This is a genomic window from Streptomyces sp. YGL11-2 (genome assembly GCF_050054615.1).
In the GTDB taxonomy this organism is placed as follows: Bacteria; Actinomycetota; Actinomycetes; order Streptomycetales; family Streptomycetaceae; genus Streptomyces.
Genome location: NZ_JBNHIN010000006.1, coordinates 224,185 through 245,336, shown reverse-complemented (window position 1 = coordinate 245,336; position 21,152 = coordinate 224,185). Strand labels below are relative to the sequence as shown.

At 68.8% G+C, this 21,152-nt stretch carries 21 protein-coding genes and 1 pseudogene; 9 read left to right on the top strand and 13 right to left on the bottom strand.

What is annotated here, in order from left to right:
* Window positions 1-311: 311 nt before the first annotated feature.
* Window positions 312-917 carry a SigE family RNA polymerase sigma factor gene (locus ACO1BR_RS10175; RefSeq protein WP_426794727.1) on the top strand — a complete coding sequence of 202 codons (606 nt, stop codon included), beginning with the start codon at window positions 312-314 and terminating at the stop codon, window positions 915-917.
* Between the two features lie 132 nt (window positions 918-1,049).
* On the opposite strand, the gene ACO1BR_RS10170 is transcribed toward ACO1BR_RS10175, so the two are convergent.
* Window positions 1,050-1,199: a hypothetical protein gene (locus ACO1BR_RS10170; protein ID WP_426794690.1), complete on the bottom strand. Its 150-nt coding sequence runs from the start codon at window positions 1,197-1,199 to the stop codon at window positions 1,050-1,052.
* On the opposite strand from ACO1BR_RS10170, the gene ACO1BR_RS10165 reads away from it, so the two are divergent.
* Genes ACO1BR_RS10165 through cseC form a run of 3 tightly spaced genes read left to right on the top strand, consistent with a single transcriptional unit; the run spans window position 1,192 to window position 3,857 of the window.
* Window positions 1,192-1,827: a hypothetical protein gene (locus ACO1BR_RS10165; RefSeq protein WP_426794689.1), complete on the top strand. Its 636-nt coding sequence runs from the start codon at window positions 1,192-1,194 to the stop codon at window positions 1,825-1,827. The genes ACO1BR_RS10170 and ACO1BR_RS10165 overlap by 8 nt on opposite strands.
* A gap of 9 nt (window positions 1,828-1,836) precedes the next feature.
* Window positions 1,837-2,544 carry a two-component system response regulator CseB gene (gene cseB, locus ACO1BR_RS10160; protein WP_426794688.1) on the top strand — a complete coding sequence of 236 codons (708 nt, stop codon included), beginning with the start codon at window positions 1,837-1,839 and terminating at the stop codon, window positions 2,542-2,544.
* Window positions 2,545-2,552: 8 nt separating this feature from the next.
* Window positions 2,553-3,857 (top strand): two-component system sensor histidine kinase CseC, encoded by a 1,305-nt coding sequence (cseC, locus tag ACO1BR_RS10155; protein ID WP_426794687.1) that lies wholly within the window; start codon window positions 2,553-2,555, stop codon window positions 3,855-3,857.
* 124 nt (window positions 3,858-3,981) lie between these two features.
* Here cseC and ACO1BR_RS10150 read toward each other — a convergent pair whose 3' ends face one another.
* From ACO1BR_RS10150 to ACO1BR_RS10135, 4 genes are all read right to left on the bottom strand, one after another.
* Window positions 3,982-5,286: a hypothetical protein gene (locus ACO1BR_RS10150; RefSeq protein WP_426794686.1), complete on the bottom strand. Its 1,305-nt coding sequence runs from the start codon at window positions 5,284-5,286 to the stop codon at window positions 3,982-3,984.
* A gap of 24 nt (window positions 5,287-5,310) precedes the next feature.
* Complete coding sequence (locus tag ACO1BR_RS10145) at window positions 5,311-6,459, bottom strand: SPFH domain-containing protein (protein ID WP_236573828.1); 1,149 nt, start codon at window positions 6,457-6,459, stop codon at window positions 5,311-5,313.
* A gap of 130 nt (window positions 6,460-6,589) precedes the next feature.
* A complete protein-coding gene (locus ACO1BR_RS10140) occupies window positions 6,590-6,958 on the bottom strand; it encodes an ATP-binding protein (RefSeq protein ID WP_426794726.1) in 369 nt (122 codons plus the stop codon).
* A complete protein-coding gene (locus tag ACO1BR_RS10135) occupies window positions 6,955-7,152 on the bottom strand; it encodes a hypothetical protein (RefSeq protein WP_426794685.1) in 198 nt (65 codons plus the stop codon). Before ACO1BR_RS10135 ends, ACO1BR_RS10140 begins: the two co-directional genes overlap by 4 nt.
* A gap of 119 nt (window positions 7,153-7,271) precedes the next feature.
* Between ACO1BR_RS10135 and ACO1BR_RS10130 the strand changes: the two genes are divergently transcribed.
* Window positions 7,272-8,129 (top strand): helix-turn-helix domain-containing protein, encoded by an 858-nt coding sequence (locus tag ACO1BR_RS10130; protein WP_426794684.1) that lies wholly within the window; start codon window positions 7,272-7,274, stop codon window positions 8,127-8,129.
* A complete protein-coding gene (locus ACO1BR_RS10125) occupies window positions 8,107-8,328 on the top strand; it encodes a DUF397 domain-containing protein (RefSeq protein ID WP_426794683.1) in 222 nt (73 codons plus the stop codon). The genes ACO1BR_RS10130 and ACO1BR_RS10125 overlap by 23 nt, the downstream gene beginning before the upstream one ends.
* A gap of 79 nt (window positions 8,329-8,407) precedes the next feature.
* Here the strand turns inward: ACO1BR_RS10125 and ACO1BR_RS10120 are convergent, their stop codons facing one another.
* The gene (locus ACO1BR_RS10120) at window positions 8,408-9,934 is read right to left on the bottom strand and encodes an MDR family MFS transporter (RefSeq protein WP_426794725.1); all 1,527 of its coding nucleotides are present in this window, start codon (window positions 9,932-9,934) and stop codon (window positions 8,408-8,410) included.
* A gap of 270 nt (window positions 9,935-10,204) precedes the next feature.
* On the opposite strand from ACO1BR_RS10120, the gene ACO1BR_RS10115 reads away from it, so the two are divergent.
* Window positions 10,205-10,819, top strand: a complete 615-nt coding sequence (locus tag ACO1BR_RS10115; protein WP_426794682.1) for a TetR/AcrR family transcriptional regulator — start codon at window positions 10,205-10,207, stop codon at window positions 10,817-10,819.
* Here ACO1BR_RS10115 and ACO1BR_RS10110 read toward each other — a convergent pair.
* Entirely contained in the window at window positions 10,801-11,499 is a 699-nt protein-coding gene (locus ACO1BR_RS10110; protein ID WP_426794681.1) for a M23 family metallopeptidase, read from the bottom strand. The two genes, ACO1BR_RS10115 and ACO1BR_RS10110, sit on opposite strands and share 19 nt — an antisense overlap.
* 593 nt (window positions 11,500-12,092) lie before the next feature.
* Between ACO1BR_RS10110 and ACO1BR_RS10105 the strand changes: the two genes are divergently transcribed.
* Complete coding sequence (locus ACO1BR_RS10105; protein WP_426794680.1) at window positions 12,093-15,350, top strand: NACHT domain-containing protein; 3,258 nt, start codon at window positions 12,093-12,095, stop codon at window positions 15,348-15,350.
* An 83-nt stretch (window positions 15,351-15,433) separates the two neighbouring features.
* On the opposite strand, the gene ACO1BR_RS10100 is transcribed toward ACO1BR_RS10105, so the two are convergent.
* On the bottom strand, window positions 15,434-17,959 hold the full coding sequence (locus ACO1BR_RS10100) for an ATP-dependent Clp protease ATP-binding subunit (protein ID WP_426794679.1): 2,526 nt from the start codon (window positions 17,957-17,959) through the stop codon (window positions 15,434-15,436).
* A 355-nt stretch (window positions 17,960-18,314) separates the two neighbouring features.
* Here ACO1BR_RS10100 and ACO1BR_RS10095 point away from each other — a divergent pair, with 355 nt between their 5' ends.
* The gene (locus ACO1BR_RS10095) at window positions 18,315-19,136 is read left to right on the top strand and encodes an SCO3374 family protein (protein ID WP_426794678.1); all 822 of its coding nucleotides are present in this window, start codon (window positions 18,315-18,317) and stop codon (window positions 19,134-19,136) included.
* Here the strand turns inward: ACO1BR_RS10095 and ACO1BR_RS10090 are convergent.
* The 5 genes and pseudogenes from ACO1BR_RS10090 to ACO1BR_RS10070 all read right to left on the bottom strand — a co-directional run.
* On the bottom strand, window positions 19,067-19,399 hold the full coding sequence (locus ACO1BR_RS10090; RefSeq protein WP_426794677.1) for a histone-like nucleoid-structuring protein Lsr2: 333 nt from the start codon (window positions 19,397-19,399) through the stop codon (window positions 19,067-19,069). The two genes, ACO1BR_RS10095 and ACO1BR_RS10090, sit on opposite strands and share 70 nt — an antisense overlap.
* Before the next feature lie 157 nt (window positions 19,400-19,556).
* The gene (locus ACO1BR_RS10085) at window positions 19,557-20,075 is read right to left on the bottom strand and encodes an amino-acid N-acetyltransferase (protein ID WP_159508744.1); all 519 of its coding nucleotides are present in this window, start codon (window positions 20,073-20,075) and stop codon (window positions 19,557-19,559) included.
* 9 nt (window positions 20,076-20,084) lie between these two features.
* Window positions 20,085-20,543, bottom strand: a complete 459-nt coding sequence (locus ACO1BR_RS10080) for a BlaI/MecI/CopY family transcriptional regulator (RefSeq protein ID WP_426794724.1) — start codon at window positions 20,541-20,543, stop codon at window positions 20,085-20,087.
* A 172-nt stretch (window positions 20,544-20,715) separates the two neighbouring features.
* Window positions 20,716-20,895: a hypothetical protein gene (locus tag ACO1BR_RS10075; protein ID WP_426794676.1), complete on the bottom strand. Its 180-nt coding sequence runs from the start codon at window positions 20,893-20,895 to the stop codon at window positions 20,716-20,718.
* Between the two features lie 59 nt (window positions 20,896-20,954).
* Window positions 20,955-21,152: pseudogene (locus ACO1BR_RS10070) on the bottom strand (hypothetical protein); the annotation flags it as partial.

Sequence of the window (21,152 nt, the reverse complement as noted above, 5' to 3'; positions counted from 1 at the left end):
GGCGCCCGCGCCCCTGCGCATTTCCGTACGCGCATTAACCCGGCATAACGCCGTCAAAGCGCCATCACAATCTCGGGCAAATGGGAAGAAATACCGCCCAACTCGGCGCTATTTCCCGGCCGCAGGACTTTCGTCCCCCTGGAGCCGGGCCCTCCATCCGCCGGGAGTATGACCCGGGCAGCGGCCCCGTCCGTCCGAGGTATGACCCCCGGCGGGCTGTTACACAACCGAGTGTTTTCCGTGCACTCCCTGTAGGGCCGACGCACATTACGCCGCAACACCCTCTCCGTAGCGTCATTCCCGTGCTGGAGATGACCACCGGCACGGTCAACGTGGGGAAACGCAAGCGGATCGGAGGCGTCGGAATGGCGACCAGCGGCGGCAAGGTACTGGACTTCGAGGAGTACGTACGGACTCGGCAGGAGGCACTGCTGCGCAGCGCCCGACGCCTGGTGCCGGACCCCGTCGACGCCCAGGACCTGCTCCAGACGGCCCTGGTGCGTACGTACGGCCGCTGGGACGGCATCGCGGACAAGTCGCTGGCGGACGCCTACCTCCGCCGCGTCATGATCAACACCCGCACCGAGTGGTGGCGCGCCCGCAAGCTGGAGGAGGTGCCCACCGAGCAGCTCCCGGACGCGAGCGTCGACGACGGCACCGAGCAGCGCGCCGACCGCGCCCTGCTGATGGACATCCTCGGCGTGCTGGCCCCCAAGCAGCGCAGCGTCGTCGTGCTGCGGCACTGGGAGCAGATGAGCACCGAGGAGACCGCCGCCGCTCTGGGCATGTCCACCGGCACGGTCAAGAGCACCCTCCACCGGGCGCTGGCCCGCCTCCGCCAGGAGCTGGAGAACCGCGACATAGACGCACGGATGCTGGAGCGCGGGAACCGGGAGCGGGAGCGGTGCGCGGCCTGACCGGCGGCGTCACACGGATCACACCCCTCGGCGGCACACCCGCCGCACCCGCCGGCAGCACCGGCAGCACGGCCGCGGCGCGGGCACCGCACCGCGGCGGCAGAACCGGCGTAACGGACGCCACAGCCCGGCTCACAGCAAGGCGCGCGACAATCTCAAGAGGAACGGCAGCCCGGTACGCGGCAGCGGCGCGATCGGCGGCAGTGCGAGCAGCACGGTGAGCAGGAGCGGATTGTCCAGACACAGGCCGGGCAGGAGCCTGACCAGGAACAGCTTGACCAAGGGCGGCGCGGCCACGGCGGGGGTGGCCGCCGTCGGTCTTTTGCTGGCCGGCTGCAACCCCGGCGGCGGGGGCGTCCGCAAGGAGGGCTCCGCCACCCACACGCCCGCCCCGCGGGGCGCGCTGAGCGCGTCCCCGTCCCCCAGCTCGACCGCGCACTACAAGAAGGTCAACGCGGTCAAGCTCCTCAAGGACGACCCGAAGGTCAGCGCAGACGTGAAGCGGTCCGTCGCCAAGCCGTGCGCCGCGGACGCCTACCCGGTCGAGGTGACCTACGCCTCGCTCACCGGCGGCTCCACCCCCGACGTGATCGTCAACGTCATGACCTGCGCCGATTCGGTCGGTCTGGGTTCGTACGTCTACCGCGAGCAGGCCGGCGCCCCCGATGGGTATGACAACGTGTACGCCAATGAGCAGCCGTCGGTGTACGCGGGGGTGAACAAGGGGGACCTGGAGGTCTCCAAGCAGACCTACGCCACGGGCGACAAGGTGTGCTGCCCCTCGGGGGAGGATGTGATGACCTACCGCTGGGCGAACGACCGCTTCACCGAGTTCGATCGGTATCACACCGACTACAGCAAGACCACCGCCGGCGCCTCACCGGACGACGGCACGGGATCGGAGGGCTGAGACCACCGCATGGCCGACACCCATGTCCTCTTCGTCGAGGACGACGACGTCATCCGCGAAGCCACCCAACTCGCTCTGGAACGGGACGGTTTCGTGGTCACCGCCATGCCCGACGGGCTGGCGGGCCTGGAGGCGTTCCGCGCGAACCGCCCCGATATCGCCCTGCTCGACGTGATGGTGCCCGGGCTCGACGGCGTCAGCCTCTGCCGCCGCATCCGCGACGAGTCCACCGTGCCGGTGATCATGCTGTCTGCGCGCGCGGACTCCATCGACGTGGTGCTGGGCCTGGAGGCCGGCGCCGACGACTACGTCACCAAGCCGTTCGACGGTGCGGTGCTCGTCGCCCGTATCCGCGCCGTGCTGCGCCGCTTCGGGCACGCCGGCCAGAACCGCACCGGCGGCGGGCCCGCGGAGGAGGCGATCCTCGAAGAGACGGTCCTGCGCTTCGGCGACCTGGAGGTCGACACCGAAGGCATGGAGGTCCGCAAGGGCGGTGAGACGGTCGCCCTGACACCGACCGAGATGCGGCTGCTGCTGGAGTTCTCCAACGCGCCGGGTACGGTCCTCTCGCGCGACCGGCTGCTGGAGCGGGTCTGGGACTACGGCTGGGGCGGGGACACCCGGGTCGTCGACGTCCACGTCCAGCGGTTGCGCGGCAAGATCGGCCAGGACCGGATCGAGACGGTCCGCGGCTTCGGATACAAGCTGAGAGGCTGACACCTCCAGTGGTACGGCTGGCCCTGCGAACGGGCCTGAGATGGAAGCTCAGCGCCGCCATCGCGCTCGTCGGGGCGCTGGTCGCGGTGGCGCTGAGCATTGTCGTGCACAACGCCGCCCGCGTCTCCATGCTCGACAACAGCCGCGACGTGCAAATAGAACGGCTCAACTTCACGCAGAAGATCTTCGAGTCCACCAACCGCCTCCAGTTCGGCGCGAAGATCGACGACCCGGCGCTGCCCAAGGCACTCCGCAAGGAGGTCGTCGAGGGCGAGCGCGCCACCTTCCTCCAGGACACCGGCCAGACCGCCCCCGAGGTGTGGGCCGCCACCCCGCTCGGCAACGGGCGGGTGCTCTCCCTCCACGACCGCTTCCCGGACCGCTTCGCCGTCCTCGACGACCTGGACCAGGCGCTGCTGATCGGCTCCACCGCGGTGGTGGTCGGCGGCTGCGCGCTCGGTGTGCTGGTCGGCGGGCGGCTCTCCAAGCGGCTGCGCAAGGCCGCCGCCGCGGCCGGGAAACTGGCCGACGGCGACATGTCCGTCCGGATACGCGACGAGGTCGGCCGGGGCCGGGTCCACGACGAGACGGACGATCTCGCGTGGGCGGTGGACGCCATGTCGGACGCCCTCCAGCAGCGCATCGAGGCGGAGCGGCGAGTGACCGCCGATATCGCCCACGAGCTGCGGACGCCGGTGACCGGCCTGCTGACCGCCGCCGAACTCCTGCCGCCCGGACGGCCGTCGGAGCTGGTCCGCGACCGCGCGCAGGCCATGCGCACCCTCGTCGAGGACGTGCTGGAGGTGGCCCGCCTCGACGGCTACGCGGAGCGGGCCGAGCTCCAGGACGTCTGCATCGGCGAGTTCGTCACCCGCCGGGTGCGGGCGCTGGATCCCGACGTCACGGTCGAGATCGTGCGGGACGCGGAGGTCTCCACCGACCCGCGGCGCCTCGAACGCATCCTCGGCAACCTGATCGCCAACGCCTCGCGCCACGGCAAGCCGCCCATCGAGGTCACCGTGGAGGGCCGGGTCCTGCGGGTCCGCGACCACGGCGTCGGCTTCCCCGAGGCCCTGCTGCGCGAGGGGCCGAGCCGGTTCCGCACCGGCAGCAGCGACCGGGCCGGTGTCGGCCACGGCCTGGGCCTGACGATCGCCGCCGGCCAGGCCCGGGTGCTCGGCGCCCGCCTCACCTTCCGCAACGCCGACGAGCTCACGGACGGCTCCACGGGCGCCGTGTCGGTCCTCTGGCTCCCGGAGAACGCCCCGACGGCGACCGGCAGCTTCCCGGTCATCCAGCTCCCGGACCGCTGACGGCTCCCGGACCGCTGGCCGCTCCCGGACCGCTGACGGCCTCCTGACCGCCAACGGCAGCGGCGGCGGTCAGGACCCCGAAGGACCCCCACCGCCGCCGCACCACTCTCTGACGGGACCGGTGTCAGTGCCGGTGGTGCCGGCTCAGCACGAACCAGAGCGTCACCAGCACCGCCACCAGGACGACCGCGCAGGCGATCTTCAACGGGCTGTACGGGCGCTCACCGGTGACCTCGCCCGTATCGGCGTTCACCATGACCTGCCACTGCTTGCCGTTGTAGACGTACGACGCGAACCACACCGGGAGCAGCATCAGCTTGAACGTCATCGCCCCGTAGCTGGTGTTGACCGCGTGCACCCGCTGCTGGTCACCGCCGATGTCTCGCTTGCAGTCCTCCTCGATGACCTTGGCCATCTTCTGCTGGGCGGTCTGGAAACCCGCCTCCGGCTCGACCTCGTAGCGCAGCGTCCTGAAGCCCGCCAGATACGCCTCCTGGTAAGCCACCGCCTGCTTCAGCGGCCAGGGCTCCAACGCCGACAGCCGGTTCGTGTCGACGGTCCCGACACCGGGGACGAGGACGTCGTCGAAGAACCGGTTGACGGTGCCGTTGACCCGGTACCAGCGGACCCTGGTCTCCTTGTCGTCGCCCATCCCGACGGTGTACTCCTCGCCGCGCTCACCGCTGTACGAGGACGTGGTCTGGGCGTCGTACGTCCAGTGCGGCACATACGTCCCGTGCAGGGACTCCGCCGAACCCACCTTCTTCAGGGCGTTCGGCGCGAACCAGCGGGACCGGGCCCACTTGCGCAGGTTCTCGTGCACATCCCGCTTGGCGACCCGGAACGGCACCACGCCCTCGGGCACGATCCGGTCCTCGGCGGCCGAGGCGACCAACGGGGTGGCGCAGAACTGGCAGTTGCCAGACAGCGCGTCGGTCTGGTTGGCCGCACCGCAGCTCGGGCACTTGAGGATCTGCCCGCCCGACACCCGCGGCTTGGGCACCAGGGTCGCCAGCTCCTCCCACGGGTGCTCCCGCACCTCGCGGTTGACGGGGACGATCGGCTGCTCGAACCGGCAGTGCGGACAGCGCAGAACGTTCGTCCCCGGCGCGTACTCGGAGGTGGAACCGCAGGACTGGCACGCGTACGACTGCGGGGACTGCGGCTCGCTCGGCTGCTGCTGCGCGGGCGGCTGCTGATACTGCTGCTGTTGCTGGTACTGCTGCTGAGGCTGCTGATACGGCTGCTGCTGTTGCTGCGGGTACCCCTGCTGCGGCGGATACGGCTGCCCCTGGTTGGGCTGCGGCGGGTACGGCTGCTGCTGCGGATACGCCTGCTGCTGCGGATAGGGCTGCTGCGGCGGATACGGCTGCTGCTGGTTGGGCTGCTGGCCATAGGGCTGCTGCGGCTGGTACGGCTGATAGCTCATGGGGTCACCGGCTCCTGCGGTCGGTTACGCCTGCGGCGGCAGCGGGGGCGGAGTGGCGCGGAAGTGCTGGGCGAGCTCCGGCACGTTCTCCACCGGCTGCCAGCTGGCCATACCGTCCCGCCAGGCGAGCATCCCGGCCCGTACGGCCCCCGAGCCGATGTGCCCGGTGAACGTCGCATGGTCGTAGGGCCCCTGCTGCTGACCGTCCACGGCGACGTACCACTGGTACTGCTGCTGACCGGGCAGCGGCGGCGGAACGGCCCCACCGCCCGGGGCCGGCGCTGCGGGCGCGTACGGCTGCTGCTGTACCGGCTGGCTCTGCTGCGGCGTCGCGAACGCCTGCGCCATCTGCTGCCCCGCGGCCATGCCGAGGCCCAGGCCGATGCCCTCCCCGGCGCCGCCCGGGTTGTTCGCCGCGTCCCGCACCGCGTCCGCGGCCTGCATGCGCGCGTAGTTGTCGAGGTTCCCGATGATGCCCATGCGGCTGCGGGCGTCGATGGCCTGCTCGACCTCGGGCGGCAGCGAGATGTTCTCGATGATGAACTTCGGGATCGAGATGCCGTGCGACGCCGCCAGCTCGTCGGTCAGCATCTTGCCCAGCCGGTCGCCCAGCTCGGCCTGGCGCGCGGCGAGGTCGAGCATCGGAATGCCCGAACTCCCCAGCAGCGTGCCGAGCTTGCCGACGATCAGCTGCCGGAAGTACTCCTCGACCTCTTCGGTGCGGAACATGGGGTCGGTGCCGGCCAGCTCGGTCAGCAGCTTCGCCGGGTCGGTCACCCGCGCCGCGTAGCCGCCGAACGCCCGCAGCCGCACCATGCCGAACTCCGGGTCCCGCACCGTGACCGGGTTCTGCGTGCCCCACTTCATGTCCGTGAACTGCCGGGTGGTGACGAAGTAGACCTCCGCCTTGAACGGCGAGTGGAAGCCGTACTTCCAGCCCTGCAGCGTCGACAGGATCGGCAGGTTCCCCGTCTGCAGCTCGTACATGCCCGGCGCGAAGACGTCCGCGATCCGGCCCATGTTCACGAAGACCGCGACCTGCGACTCGCGCACGATGAGCTTGGCGCCCATCTTGATCTCGTTCTCGTAGCGCGGGAAACGCCAGACGATCGTGTCCCGGCTGTCGTCCGTCCATTCCAGGATGTCGATGAACTCGCCGCGTACACGGTCCATGAAGCCCACGAGAAGTACCCCCCGTTCATCCGGGCTGATCCAGCCGGGCCTGCGGTGGCGGCGGCGGAGTCCCTTCGCTTATACGTCCGAGCCATACTAGGGCTGCGGCTCGAAGGCGCGGCGCGCGGGCTCAGCCCGCCCCCGCCACCTCGCACCAGACCGTCTTACCCACGCTTCCCTGCCGTACGCCCCAACGGAGCGCAACGGCGTCCAGCAGCGCTATCCCCCGCCCGTTCTCGTCGTCCGCGGCGGCCCGCAGCAGCACGGGCAACGCCCGCGGGTCCGGATCGGTCACCTCGACGCGCGTCCGCCCGTCCCCGGTCGCGACGACATGAACGGTGACCGGCGTCCCCTCCCCCACATGCCGAATCACATTGCCCACCAACTCACTCACACACAGCTCGACTTCACAGGACGCCGCCGCCGTACCGAGATGCGCCCGCACCGCCTGCCGCAGCAACGGCACCTCCTTCAGTACGGCCAGCAGCCGCACCGTCAGCACCGCGCCGCCGCCTTGTGCAGCACCTCGGCGAGCCTGCGCGCGGTGGCCATGTTGCAGTTGCCCAGCGCGACCAGCGGAGGTGGGTAATCCCCCGCGAACGAGGGCATATCGATGCCGAGGGAGGGGAGCGTGATCCCGTTCGCCTTCAGCGCGACCTTGAGCCCCTCGGCGCATTCCTGCACGTCATCCATGGCCGTTCACCTTTCCTGTGCGCATTGTGACCAATCGCTCACAGAGTGACGTCGGGCGGCGTAGCTTGGGAAGGGAATCGCGTTGCACGCGCGCAACCAGCAAGTACTGGCGGTGAGTTATGCCTCCTCGCAAGGACCCGGATCCCTCCGCGAGCGTCCAGAGCTTTTACGGAGCAGAGTTGCGCTACCGAAGAGAGCAAGCGGGCCTCACGCTCGAACAGCTGGCGGAAGGAGCCTTCCGCGGCATCTCACTGCTCAGCCAGATCGAACGCGGCGAGCGCGCGATGCCGATGGACTTCGCCGTCCACGTCGACAAGAAACTCAACACGGACGGCTTCTTCCAGCGCCGTTGCGAAGATGCGGCAAAGGCCAGGCGGACCGGGCATCCCTCGTACTACGCGGACATCCCTGACCTGGAGAAGCAGGCCGCAACGATCGAGGAATGGTCGCCAACCGTCATCCCGGGCCTGCTGCAGACCAAGGCGTACATGCGGAAGCTCTTCGAGACGGCCAGGCCCTGGGGCGACCCCCAAGACGTCGAGGAGAAGGTCCGCGCGCGGATGAAGCGCGCGGAAATCTGGAAACGCAAGGAGCGCCCCTACTACTGGGCCATCCTCCGCGAGGACCTGATCCGCAGGCCGCTGCTCCCATCGGCAGAGATGGCCGAACAGCTGGAACACATCACCGACCTGATCCGCTCGACACAGAGCGTTCTGCAGATCGTCCCCGCGTCGACTGCCGCTCACCCCTTGATGCACGGCGGCATGGCTAGCGTCATGACCTTTTCCGACGCACCACCGTTTGTCTGGGTCGAGAGCGAATTCAGCGGCCAATCAATCGACTTTCCACCGCTCGTGACGGACTATCGGAGGTCGTACGATCTGCTGAGGGCCGCCGCACTACCGCCTGAGGCGTCCCTGGCCATGATCGAGGAAGCGGCAAGGGGCTACAAAGATGAAGCGCAGCAACAGGATTGAGCTGAGCACTGCCACCTGGCGCAAGAGCAGCTATAGCAACGGTGATGGCGCCAACTGCATTGAGGTTGTGGATACCCTCCCCGGCATCGTCCCCGTCCGCGACAGCAAGGACCCGCACGGCCCGGCGCTCGTGTTCCCGGCCGCCGGGTGGTCGGGGTTCGTAGCCGCCGTGAAGAGCGGCGAACTCCCCACCACCTGAAGGCCGTTCAGCCGTTCAACACCGCGGCCCCGGTGTACGTGACGTACGTACACCGGGGCCGCTTGCTGCAGGCGCGTGGTCAGACGGCCTCGACAACCATCGCCCGCTCCGCAGGAGCCTCCGCACCCGCGCCATCCGCCGGCTTCGCCGGACCACCCCGCAGCGGAACCTCCTTCAGGAACCACGCCGCGATGAAGCCGACGACGCTGATCGCCGCGCCCCACAGGAACACGTGGTGCGTACCGGAGGCCACCGCGTGGGCGTACGCGTCCTTGACCGGCGCCGGGAGCTTGGCCAGGCCCTTCGGGTCCATCTGGGCGCCGCCGCTGGTCATCTTCTCGGCGGCCTTGCCGAGGCGGGCGACCATCGTCGACTGGAGCTCGTTCGTGAAGATCGCGCCGAGGATCGCGACGCCGAAGGAACCGCCGATCGTACGGAACAGCGTGGCGGACGAGGAGCCGACGCCCATGTCCTTCATCTCCACGCTGTTCTGCGCGATGAGCATCGTGGTCTGCATCAGGCAGCCCATACCGGCGCCGAGCACCGCCATGTACGCACCGGACGTGAAGCGCGTGGTGTCGGTGTCCATGAGGGCGAGCAGGGCCAGGCCGACGGTGATCAGCGCGCCGCCGAGGGTCACGAAGATCTTGTACCTGCCGGTCTGGGTGGTGACCCGGCCCGCGATGAGCGAGACCACCATCATCGACAGCAGCATCGGGAGCAGCAGCAGACCGGAGTTGGTGGCCGAGGCGCCCTGCACGGACTGCTGGAACAGCGGCAGGAACGTCATCGAGCCGAACATCACGAAGCCGACCAGGAAGCCGATGACCGTGACCAGCGAGAAGTTGCCGTTGCGGAAGATGTGCAGCGGCAGGACTGGGTCGCTCACCTTGCGCTCGACGAAGAGGAAGGCGATCAGCGCGACGACGCCGAGGATGCCCAGGCCCACGATCTGGCCGGAGAGCCAGGCGTACTGGGTGCCGCCCCAGGTGGTGATCAGTACGAGCGAGGTGATGCCGATCGTGAGCAGCGCGGCGCCGGCGTAGTCGATGCGGGTGCGCGAGCGCTTCTTCGGGAGGTGCAGCACCGCGGTGACCATGATCAGCGCGATCGCGCCGAGCGGCAGGTTGATGTAGAAGCTCCAGCGCCAGCCGAGGTGGTCGGTGATCGTGCCGCCGACGAGCGGCCCGCCGATCATCGCGACGGCCATGACGCCGGCCATCATGCCCTGGTACTTGCCGCGCTCCCGGGGCGGGATCAGGTCGCCGATGATCGCCATGACGCCGACCATCAGACCGCCCGCGCCCAGGCCCTGGACGGCGCGGAAGCCGATCAGCTGGTTCATGTCCTGCGCCATGCCGGACAGCGCGGAGCCGATCAGGAAGAGCACGATGGACGTGAGGAAGACGCCCTTGCGCCCGTACATGTCGCCGAGCTTGCCCCAGATCGGCGTGGACGCTGCCGTGGCCAGCGTGTAGGCGGTGACCACCCAGGACAGGTGCGCCAGCCCGCCCAGTTCACCGACGATCGTCGGCATCGCGGTGCCGACGATCATGTTGTCCAGCATCGCGAGGAGCATCGCGATCATCAGCGCGAAGAGCACCATCCGTACACCGGCGGGCTTTCTGCCCGTGCTCTGCTCCGATATGTCCCCCGTCGGGGCCGCTGTCCGCGACATCCCCATCACTTCCTCATCTTGCTTACTTACTTGCCGCCCGGCTAGTTCGATACGGTACGTAAGATAGAGAGCAACTAGCCGGGCGTCAAGTAAGTTCTTTGGGGCCCGAGTGGGTAGCGCCTGACCAGCGGGGCAGTGTCTGCTGGACGGGCAAGCCGTCAGCCGGCAACGACACCGCAGTCACGCAGGAGAGCACCAATGGGCACACCGCACCCGCGCCGGGGCAACACCCGCCAGCGCATTCAGGACGTCGCTCTGGAGCTGTTCGCGGAACAGGGCTACGAAAAGACCTCGCTGCGCGAGATCGCCGAGCGGCTGGAGGTCACCAAGGCGGCGCTCTACTACCACTTCAAGACCAAGGAAGACATCATCATCAGCCTCTTCGAGGACCTGTGCAGGCCCATCGACGAGCTGATCACCTGGGCCGAGGAGCAGCCGCGGACCCTGGAGACCAAGCAGGAGCTGGTCCGCCGCTACAGCGAGTCGCTGCGCTCCTCCGAGGCCCTTTTCCGCTTCATGCAGGAAAACCAGGCCACCGTGCGGGACCTCACCATCGGCGAGCGCTTCAAGGAGCGGATGCTGACGCTCTACGACCTGCTCAAGGAGCCCGACGCCGAGATGGTGGACCAGGTGCGCTGCATCACGGCGCTGTTCTCGATGCATGCGGGCATGTTCGCGATGCAGAACGTCGTGGGCGACCCCGAGGAGAAGCGCGAGGCCATCCTCAGGGTCGCCACGGAACTGGTCACGGCGGCAAACCCGCCGAGCCGCCGGCCAGCCCGGCCGGATTCAGCTCAGACGGCGTCGCCGTGAGCCCGCAGGAATCCGGTCGGCTCGATGCCCGACCCGTAGTTGGGGCCGGTGCGGACCTCGAAGTGCAGGTGGGGACCGGTGGAGTTGCCGGTGCTCCCGGAAAGACCGATCTGCTGGCCGGTGCCGACCTGCTGGCCGACGTGGACCTCGATCTTTGAGAGGTGCGCGTACTGGGTGTACATGCCGTCGGCGTGCTTGATCACGATCGCGTTGCCGTAGGCCGGACCGTCGCCGCCGCCCCACGGACCGGCCTTGACGATCGTGCCCTTGTGCACGGCGTGGACCGCGGTGCCGGTCGGCACGACGAAGTCCTGACCGCTGTGCTTGTGCGCCCAGTGGACGCCGGCGATGCCGAAGGGCTCGCCGAGGACGTACTTCTCGACCGGCTTCACCCAGGCGTTGGCCATCTTCGCCGCGTCCACCTTGGCCTTCGCCGCGGCCGCCTTGGCATCGGCGACGGCCTTGGTCTGCGCCGCGGCCTGGGCGCTGACGGCCTTGCTGGTGCCGGCGCTCAGATGCAGCAGCCCGGCGTCCGCGGCGGAGGCGACCCCGGCGCCCAGCGCGGCGGCCATACCGGCACCGGCGGCCACTACGGCCACCCGATTACACAGCGCCGACTTCGCGGCCTTGGCCGACTTGGCGGACTTCCGGGAATTACGTATCGCGGCAAACTTCGACATGCGGGTTTTCCCTCCAGGGAAAGTGAATGGGTGTTTTCCCGGCTGCGGTCCGGGAGCGCCATTCCTTGGTAACCCGCGTTCGCCATGACGCCAAGAGGCCCTTTCTACTATCGGAGCCCGTATCCGGGGATGCCGATCAAGGCGTGACCGCGCCTCTGTCGAGGCATGGGCAAATCACCTCAAACAGTCCCAGCGACTTCGGGCAATACCCCTCTTACCTGGCATTTCTCCATACGAGGCCCGAGCGCGCCACGATCGACGGACCCTCGCTCCAGCACCCCTCACCAAGGGAATCCAACCCCCCGGAACGACCCCAGCCGCATTCCCCTAAAGCCTCTAGTAGGCCCCAAAACCGTGTGCCTCAAGTCACCAGCCGAAGAGGATTCACTGTGACCCGCATTACGCGAAATCCACTGCGGATGTGACCTGGGTTACCCAATTCTGCCCGGTGGATTCCCACCGATGGGTTCCCGCCCGGTGGATTCCGGAAAGCGCCTGACCGGCACCGGCCCACCTCTCTAGCCTGATCCGGAACCGACACGTCACCGCGTCGGCACAGCGCAGCGTCATCACAGGGGGAGGGCGGACCGCACATGGACCCGTCAGCAGTAGGCGTCAAGCTCGCGTCGAGCGTCGTCGCACCGCTCGTCAAGAAGCTCTTCGTCAAGGAGGGTCCAGGCGCCGGCCTCGTCGACGCCCCCGTACGGATCTCCGCCCTGGTCTCCTTCCGGGGCGAGCAGCGCACCCTCACCGACAAGGACCTGCACAAACTGGCGGCGGAGCTGGTGCGGCGCGCCGTACGGTCCGCCGGCCCCGGCGAGCGGCCGGTCCCCGAGGACGAGGAGACGGCCGTCGCCGACGCCCTGGCCGCCACCCTCACCGGCCTCGGCACCCTCGACATGGACGACGCCCAGGCCGTCGCCCTCGGCTCCACCGCCCTGGCGGAGCGCCTGACGGCCGTCGCCCCACAGGCGGCCCGCGGGCTGTCCCGGGACGCCGAACTCCTCCACCAGACCCTCGTCGGCACCGCCTGCCTGCACATCGTCCACTTCTTCACCCAACGCTCGACGTTCGTCGCCCGCACGCTGGTCCAGCAGAGCCGCAGCCTGGACGCGCTGATCACGATCGTCGACGAGTTCATCGAGCGGCATCCGTCGCCCCGCACCGCCGACGCCGCCTTCGAGCGCGGATACCTCGTCCACCTCGCCCGCAAGCACGGCCGCCTCACCATCTACGGCATCGACCTGCACAACTCCCCGGACCGCTGGCCGCTCGACGCCGCCTACATGAGCCTGGAGGCGACGTCCGGGCCCGCCTCCGTTGCCGAGCGGGCACTCGATCTGGCCCAACAGCCGGAGTTGGTCCACCAGACCTTGGAGGCCTTCACCTCCCGGCGCCCCGAACGCGCCGACCAGGCCCTCGTCGGCCGCTCCCACGTCCTCCTCCGCGGCGTCGCCGGCTCCGGCAAGAGCACCCTCGTCCAGTGGCTGGCCGTCTCCTGCACCAAACCCGCCAGCGAGACCGCCCTCCCCCACCTCTACGGCCGTATCCCCTTCGTCCTCCCGCTCCGCACCCTCACCCGCTCCGGCGCCGCCCTCCCCGCTCCCGACCGCTTCCTCGCCGCCACCGGCTGCCCGGTCTCCGGCTCCCAGCCCGCCGGCTGGGCGGAACGCGTCCTCGCCTCCGGCCGCGGCCTCCTCCTCGTCGACGGCCTGGACGAGATCCCGGAACGCGAACGCGACCACACCCGCCGCTGGCTCCGCGATCTGCTCGACACCTTCCCGGGCAACCTCTGGCTGGTCACCACCCGCCCCTCCGCCGTACGCGAGGACTGGCTGGCCGCCGACGGCTTCGACGAGCTGACCCTCTCCCCCATGAGCCGCGACGAGGTCGCCGCCTTCATCGGCCGCTGGCACCGGGCCGCGCGCCACGACGCCGACGACACCGACCGACTCGACGCCTACGAGCAGTCCCTCCGCACCGCCGTCCGCACCAAGCCCGACCTCGGCCGGCTCGCCACCAACCCCCTGATGTGCGGCCTGATCTGCGCGCTGCACCGCGACCGCCGCGGCTACCTCCCGCACGGCCGCAAGGAGCTCTACGACGCCGCCCTGGGCATGCTGCTCTCCCGCCGCGACCGGGAACGCGACATGCGCGGCCCGGACGGCATCGAGCTGAGCGACGAGCCGCAGATCCAGCTCCTCCAGCGCCTGGCCTACTGGCTCATCCGCAACGGCCGTACCGAACTCGACCGCGACCGCGCCGAACGCCTCGTCGCCGACGCCCTCCCCGCCGTCCCCGCCGCCGCCTCCCAGGGCCCGGCCTCCGCCGTCTTCCGCCACCTCCTCCTCCGCAGCGGCCTGCTGCGCGAACCCGCCCCCGGTTCCGTGGACTTCGTGCACCGCACCTTCCAGGACTACCTGGGCGCCAGGGCCGCCATCGAGGAGGGCGACTTCGGCCTCCTGGTGGCGCATGCGGCGGACTCCCAGTGGGAGGACGTCATCCGCATGGCCGTGGCCCACGCCCGCCCCCGCGAACGTGCCGACCTGCTACGGGAGTTGATCACCAAGGGCGACGGGCTGGCCGACCAGGCCGCGCGGCTGCGCGTCCATCTCCTCGCCGTGGCCTGCCTGGAACACGCGACGGAACTGGACCCGGCGGTACGCGAGGAGGTCAACTCCCGCGCGAAGGCGATCCTGCCGCCGCGCACCCGCGAGGAGTCGGTAATGCTGGCCACAGCCGGCCCCATCGTCCTGGAGCTGCTGCCCGGCCCCGACGGCCTGGAGGTCGACGAAGCGCAGGAAGTGGTGGCCACCGCGGCGTCCATCGGCTCCGACGCCGCCCTGGAATGCATCAAGCGCTTCCGGGACCACCCCGACGTCTCCGTCCGCGGCCAACTCAGCGTGCATTGGCCGGCGTTCGAGACCGGCCGCTACGCCGAGGACGTCATCCGGCACGTCGGCACCGATGTCCACATCACCGTCACCAACCCCGCCGAGCTGGCTGCCCTCAAGGCGCTCGGCGGTCACCCGATGACGACCGTGAGCGGCTCGTTCACGGCCGGTGAACTCCTCGACGCACTCCACCCCGAGCAGCTCACCCACCTCATGCTCTTCGACAACCCGGCGATCACCGATCTCGCATTCCTCCGGAACTTCCCCGTACTGAGATCGCTCACCCTGCGGGACTGCCCCGGGGTCGACGATGCCGCGCCCCTCGCGGACCTGCATCTACAGAACCTGGCCATCAGCGGGGCGGACGGCAGCGGTGTGCGCACACCACGCGGGCTCGACGGCCTGCGCCGTCTCCGGTCCCTGACGCTCCTCGTCCCGCTTCCCCCCGAGGGCCTGGACGCCTTCCCGGCAGACGCTCCGTTGACCCACCTGGTCCTCGGCCAGCGCATTCGCCCCGACTTCACGCGTATCGCCTCGTGGCCGCGCTTGCAGGGCATGCAGCTGCAACGCCTCACCGACGATTTCGCCGAGGACCAGTGGCGTGCACTCTGCGACCTCACCGAACTGGAGGACTTCTCCTTCGGCCTGGCGGAGGGCGAGAGCGGCCTGTGTGTTCCTCCCGGCCTGGCATTGCCGCAGGTGAAGAACCTCAGCCTGCTCAATCCGGCACGCCACTCCCCGGCCGAACTGACCGCGCAGCTGCGCACCACCCTCCCGGCCTTCCCCGGCGTCCACACCCTGAGGCTCTACGGCATGATCGGCGCCCCCATCGACCTCTCGCCCGTAGCGGCCCTCCCTGCCCTACAGAACCTCTATCTCTCCTGTCTCACCCCCGCCCCCGAGTACGCCGTCCCGCCCCACATCGAGGTCACCCTCTTCCCCCGCCCCCGCACGTAAAAGAGCCCTCCAACACAAAACCGCCCCGGAACCGTAGAACGGTTCCGGGGCGGCCGCGTATGTCAGGGACTACGCGTCAGGGACTACGCGTCCTTGCTCAGGTTAGGCCCCGAGCCACCCGCCGCGGACTCCACCGGCGGGGCGCTCGGCACCGCCGACTTCTCCTCGCCGCGGAAGGTGAACTTGGCGGTCTCGCCCTCGCCCTCGACGTCGACGACCACGATGTGGCCGGGACGCAGCTCGCTGAAGAGGATCTTCTCCGAGAGGGCGTCCTCGATCTCGCGCTGGATCGTGCGGCGCAGCGGACGGGCGCCGAGCACCGGGTCGTACCCGCGCTTGGCCAGCAGCGACTTGGCCTCGCCGCTGAGCTCGATGCCCATGTCGCGGTCCTTCAGCCGCTCGTCCACCTTGGCGATCATGAGGTCGACGATCTGGATGATGTCTTCCTCGGTGAGCTGGTGGAAGACGACGGTGTCGTCGACACGGTTGAGGAACTCGGGGCGGAAGTGCTGCTTGAGCTCTTCGTTGACCTTGTTTTTCATCCGCTCGTAGCTGGACTTGGTGTCGCCCTGGGCCGCGAAGCCGAGGTTGAAGCCCTTGGAGATGTCCCGGGTGCCGAGGTTGGTGGTCATGATGATGACCGTGTTCTTGAAGTCCACGACCCGGCCCTGGGAGTCGGTCAGGCGACCGTCCTCCAGGATCTGCAGCAGCGAGTTGAAGATGTCCGGGTGGGCCTTCTCGACCTCGTCGAAGAGCACCACCGAGAACGGCTTGCGGCGGACCTTCTCGGTCAGCTGGCCGCCCTCTTCGTAGCCGACGTAGCCGGGAGGCGAACCGAAGAGCCGCGAGACGGTGTGCTTCTCGCTGAACTCCGACATGTCGAGGGAGATCAGCGCGTCCTCGTCGCCGAAGAGGAACTCGGCGAGCGTCTTGGACAGCTCGGTCTTACCGACACCGGACGGGCCGGCGAAGATGAACGAGCCACCGGGACGCTTGGGGTCCTTCAGACCGGCACGGGTGCGGCGGATGGCCTGGGAGAGCGCCTTGATGGCGTCCTTCTGGCCGATGACGCGCTTGTGCAGCTCGTCTTCCATCCGCAGGAGACGCGAGGACTCCTCCTCGGTGAGCTTGAAGACCGGGATGCCCGTGGCCGTGGCCAGGACCTCGGCGATCAGCTCCTCGTCCACCTCGGCGACGACGTCCATGTCGCCGGCCTTCCACTCCTTCTCCCGCTTCGCCTTCGCGGCCAGGAGCTGCTTCTCCTTGTCGCGCAGGCCGGCGGCCATCTCGAAGTCCTGCGAGTCGATCGCGGACTCCTTCTCGCGGCGCACGTCGGCGATCTTCTCGTCGAACTCGCGCAGGTCCGGCGGCGCGGTCATCCGGCGGATCCGCATCCGGGAGCCGGCCTCGTCGATCAGGTCGATCGCCTTGTCCGGCAGGAAGCGGTCGGAGATGTAGCGGTCGGCGAGGGTGGCCGCGGCGACCAGCGCGGAGTCCGTGATGGACACGCGGTGGTGCGCCTCGTAGCGGTCCCGCAGGCCCTTGAGGATCTCGATGGTGTGCGGCAGCGACGGCTCGGCGACCTGGATCGGCTGGAAGCGGCGCTCCAGGGCCGCGTCCTTCTCCAGGTGCTTGCGGTACTCGTCCAGCGTCGTCGCGCCGATGGTCTGCAGCTCGCCACGCGCCAGCATCGGCTTGAGGATGCTCGCGGCGTCGATGGCACCCTCGGCGGCGCCCGCGCCGACCAGGGTGTGCAGCTCGTCGATGAACAGGATGATGTCGCCGCGGGTGCGGATCTCCTTGAGGACCTTCTTCAGGCGCTCTTCGAAGTCACCGCGGTAGCGGGAGCCGGCGACCAGCGCGCCCAGGTCGAGGGTGTAGAGGTGCTTGTCCTTGAGGGTCTCGGGCACCTCGCCCTTGACGATGGCCTGCGCCAGGCCCTCGACGACCGCCGTCTTGCCGACGCCGGGCTCGCCGATGAGGACCGGGTTGTTCTTCGTACGGCGGGACAGCACCTGCATGACCCGCTCGATTTCCTTCTCGCGCCCGATGACCGGGTCGAGCTTGGTTTCCCGGGCGGCCTGCGTGAGGTTGCGGCCGAACTGGTCCAGGACGAGCGAGGTCGAAGGCGTGCCCTCGGCCGGGCCGCCCGCGGTGGCGGCTTCCTTGCCTTGGTAGCCGGACAGCAGCTGGATGACCTGCTGCCGGACCCGGTTGAGATCGGCGCCCAGCTTCACGAGGACCTGGGCGGCGACGCCCTCGCCCTCGCGGATCAGGCCGAGCAGGATGTGCTCGGTGCCGATGTAGTTGTGGCCGAGCTGGAGGGCCTCGCGGAGCGACAGCTCCAGGACCTTCTTGGCACGGGGAGTGAAGGGAATGTGGCCGGACGGGGCCTGCTGGCCCTGGCCGATGATCTCCTCCACCTGCTGGCGGACCGCCTCAAGCGAAATGCCGAGGCTCTCCAGGGCCTTAGCGGCGACACCCTCACCCTCGTGGATCAGACCCAGGAGGATGTGTTCGGTGCCGATGTAGTTGTGGTTGAGCATCCGGGCTTCTTCCTGAGCCAGGACGACAACCCGCCGCGCACGGTCGGTGAACCTCTCGAACATCGTTAATCGCTCCTCAGAGCGGTCAGGCAGTTAGGGGTCGGTCCCCTCCCTGTCCTTCCGCATGCTAGTCCCGCAGGGCGGGACAGCTCATTCCAACTGCCGACACCCGTCCGGATCACCCCGCTCCGACGGGGAAATTTACTGCCGAACAGCTGACATCTGCTCCAACTCGATGGTGCGAGACGATGTTCCCGCAGGCCAGGCATATACGCCCGCCGCCACTACGCCCGTGGCGAACGCGGCCCTCCCCGACACTCCGTCGGCCGCCGGCCGAAGACCGCGGCGAACCGCTCCGAGCGCCGGTCACAGCGTCTCTTCCCACTGAGACTTTCTTACCCGCTGCCACTGACACTCCATGCGGCGCGGACCTTTTCCATCCGCTACGGGCGAACATCCGCACACCACCGGACGCCCCCGCACTCCCCCCTGGGATATACGGAACGCATCCTTACGCATACCCAACGTAACTTCCTGTGGTGCCGGGAGTTCACCAGGCATGCCCCGCGCGCTTCCGCGACCCCGCTCCCCCCTCTCCACCGTCCGCCGGTGGTACGAGGAGGAAATGGGCTGGCCAACCACCGGCACGGAGCCGGTGGAACTCATCACGGGGGTGCGCTTCGACGCCCTGGAGATGCCGGCCGACGCCGGAATCGCCGTGCTGCGGCGGGTGCCGCACACGGGTCCGGTCGCGTTCCTCAGGGGCGGACGCGGCGGGAAACACCTCGGGGATCGGCCGAAATTGCTCATGCTCATCGCGGCCGGCGGTGCCGAGGAACTCCCGGGAATCCTGGAATGGCTGGAGTGGGGCGCACTCGCGGCGGATCTCACGGCTCGTGGCGCCGGTGACCGGATGCCCGCACCGTCGCTCCCCCTGGGGGACCGGGCGTCAGGCGGATTCGGCGCACGGGAGGCCGCGGGATGGGTGCGGCCTCCCCGGCCTGGGTACGGGGCGGAGAATTCCCTGCCCACCACGGGGTTCGGGGCAGGAATCGGGGACGGTGGGGGCGCCCCCGACCTCGTACGGCTCGTGAGCGCGGCGGCCACCGAGTGCCACCGTGCCCGGTTGGTACGTGCTCGTAATGCTCAATCGGATCGCGCGTGCGGCGATCAGCCGTTGGCCTTCTCGAATGCCTCGCGAATGTCGGCGGGGACACGGCCGCGGTCATTGACGTTGTAGCCGTTCTCCTTGGCCCACGCACGGATCTTCGCGGTGTCGGGAGAGCCTGCGGAAGCGGCGCGGGCCTTGCCGCGGCCGGCGGAACGGCCACCGGTCTTCCGGCCGGCCTTCACGAACTCGGCCAGCCCCTCGCGGAGCTTGTCGGCGTTGGCGTCCGAGAGGTCGATCTCGTAGGTCTTACCGTCGAGCGCGAACGTCACGGTCTCGTGGGCCTCGCCGCCGTCGAGGTCGTCCACAAGAAGAACCTGAACCTTCTGTGCCACCGGGTTTCCCTTTCATCGAATGTGGATTACGACGGAAAGCAAACCGCTTTTCCGGGAAAAACACAAACCCTTGGGTAGGGTTCACTTGCCCAGTGAGCGGGGAACGCATGCGTCCGTAGCCATGAGATAGGGGAGCGATTCGGACATAGAACGCTGATCACAGGTGCAGAAGCATGCGGCTGTTACCCAGGGTGTTGGGCTTCACTCGTTCGAGGCCGAGGAACTCCGCAACCCCCTCGTCATAGGAACGCAGCAGTTCGCTGTAGACATCGCCGTCTACGGGAGTCTCGCCGATCTCCACGAAGCCGTGCTTGACGAAGAAGTCGACTTCGAAGGTGAGACAGAAAATTCGTCGCACTCCGAGCCACCTTGCGGTACGCAGCAGCTTGTCGAGGACTTGGTGGCCGACCCCCGCTCCCTTCAGCTCCGGATCCACTGCCAGGGTGCGGACCTCTGCCAGGTCTTCCCACATGACGTGGAGTGCTCCGCAGCCGACGACCTCGGCGTCTTCGTCGCGCTCGGCGACCCAGAACTCCTGGATGTCCTCGTAAAGCGTGACGGTGGCTTTGTCGAGCAGGATCCCGTCGCGCGAGTAGGCGTCGATGAGGCGGCGTACGGCCGGTACATCGCTGGTCCGGGCACGGCGGACGGTGAGCCCTTTTGAATGCGCAGGCATGCCCGGACGCTATCGCCCCTTGCTGTCCGCACCCGCCCCGGGTTCATCTCCGTCGCCCGATGCCGGGTCATCCGCGGCTTGTGGCTGTGCTTGTCGCTGTTCTTCGCGGGCGGGGGTCTGTTCTTCCCCCGCCTCGACCGGATCGTCGGCCTGCACCATCCGTACGGCATCGCGCAGAGCGTGCCGTTGTTCCGGCGACATCATGCCGAAGAAGGCCACAAGTGCGGCGGCGGGGTTGTCACTGGCGGACCATGCTTCGTTCATCAGTGCGGCCGAGTAGGCGGCGCGAGTGGAGACCGCTTCATATCGATAGGCGCGGCCTTCCGCTTCGCGGCGCACCCAGCCCTTCTGATGCAGGTTGTCCAATACGGTCATGACCGTTGTGTAGGCGATCGACCGTTCCTTCTGGAGATCTTCCAGGACTTCTCGAACGGTGACCGGGCGGTTCCACTCCCAGACCCGCGTCATCACCGCGTCTTCCAGATCACCCAAGCGTCTCGGCACACAAGAAGAATAGTGGGAGATGTCGCGAATGCCGGTTGATCTCGTTGCGTTTGGCCCGGAAAAAGGAGGTACGGCCCGGGATGGACAATCCCGGGCCGTACTGTGCGGGCGGACCGCCGGAAATGGCGGTGGCGGGTCAGGCGCCGAAGGGCTTGGGCTTCTGCCCGGCGGCCTCGGCACGGGCGAACGCCTCGTCGACCGCCGCGTCCTCCTTGGACTTGTTCTGGCCGCCCTGGCTCTTGATCATCGTCACGATCAGGCAGGTGAAGGCCACGGCCATCACGACGGGCGGCAGCAGCGCTGAGACGTAATCCATGGCATGGGCCTCCTTATAGGCGTGAGCCCGCGAAAGTACTCAGCCAGAGTACGCAGCGCTCATGCGGTGCGGGCCTCGGGGGGCGGGGCGGGCTTCCGCCGCGGCGGGAACACCTCGCCCGGGGTCGGGATGGGACGGTCCGGGCGCGGCGCCTTGGGTGCGGGTGCGGGACGGGGCCGCTCCCGCTGCGGTTCGGGCCGCGGCTCCTTCTGAGGGTCCCGCTCGGGGCCGGGGCCGGAGTCCGGGCCCGGCCGCGG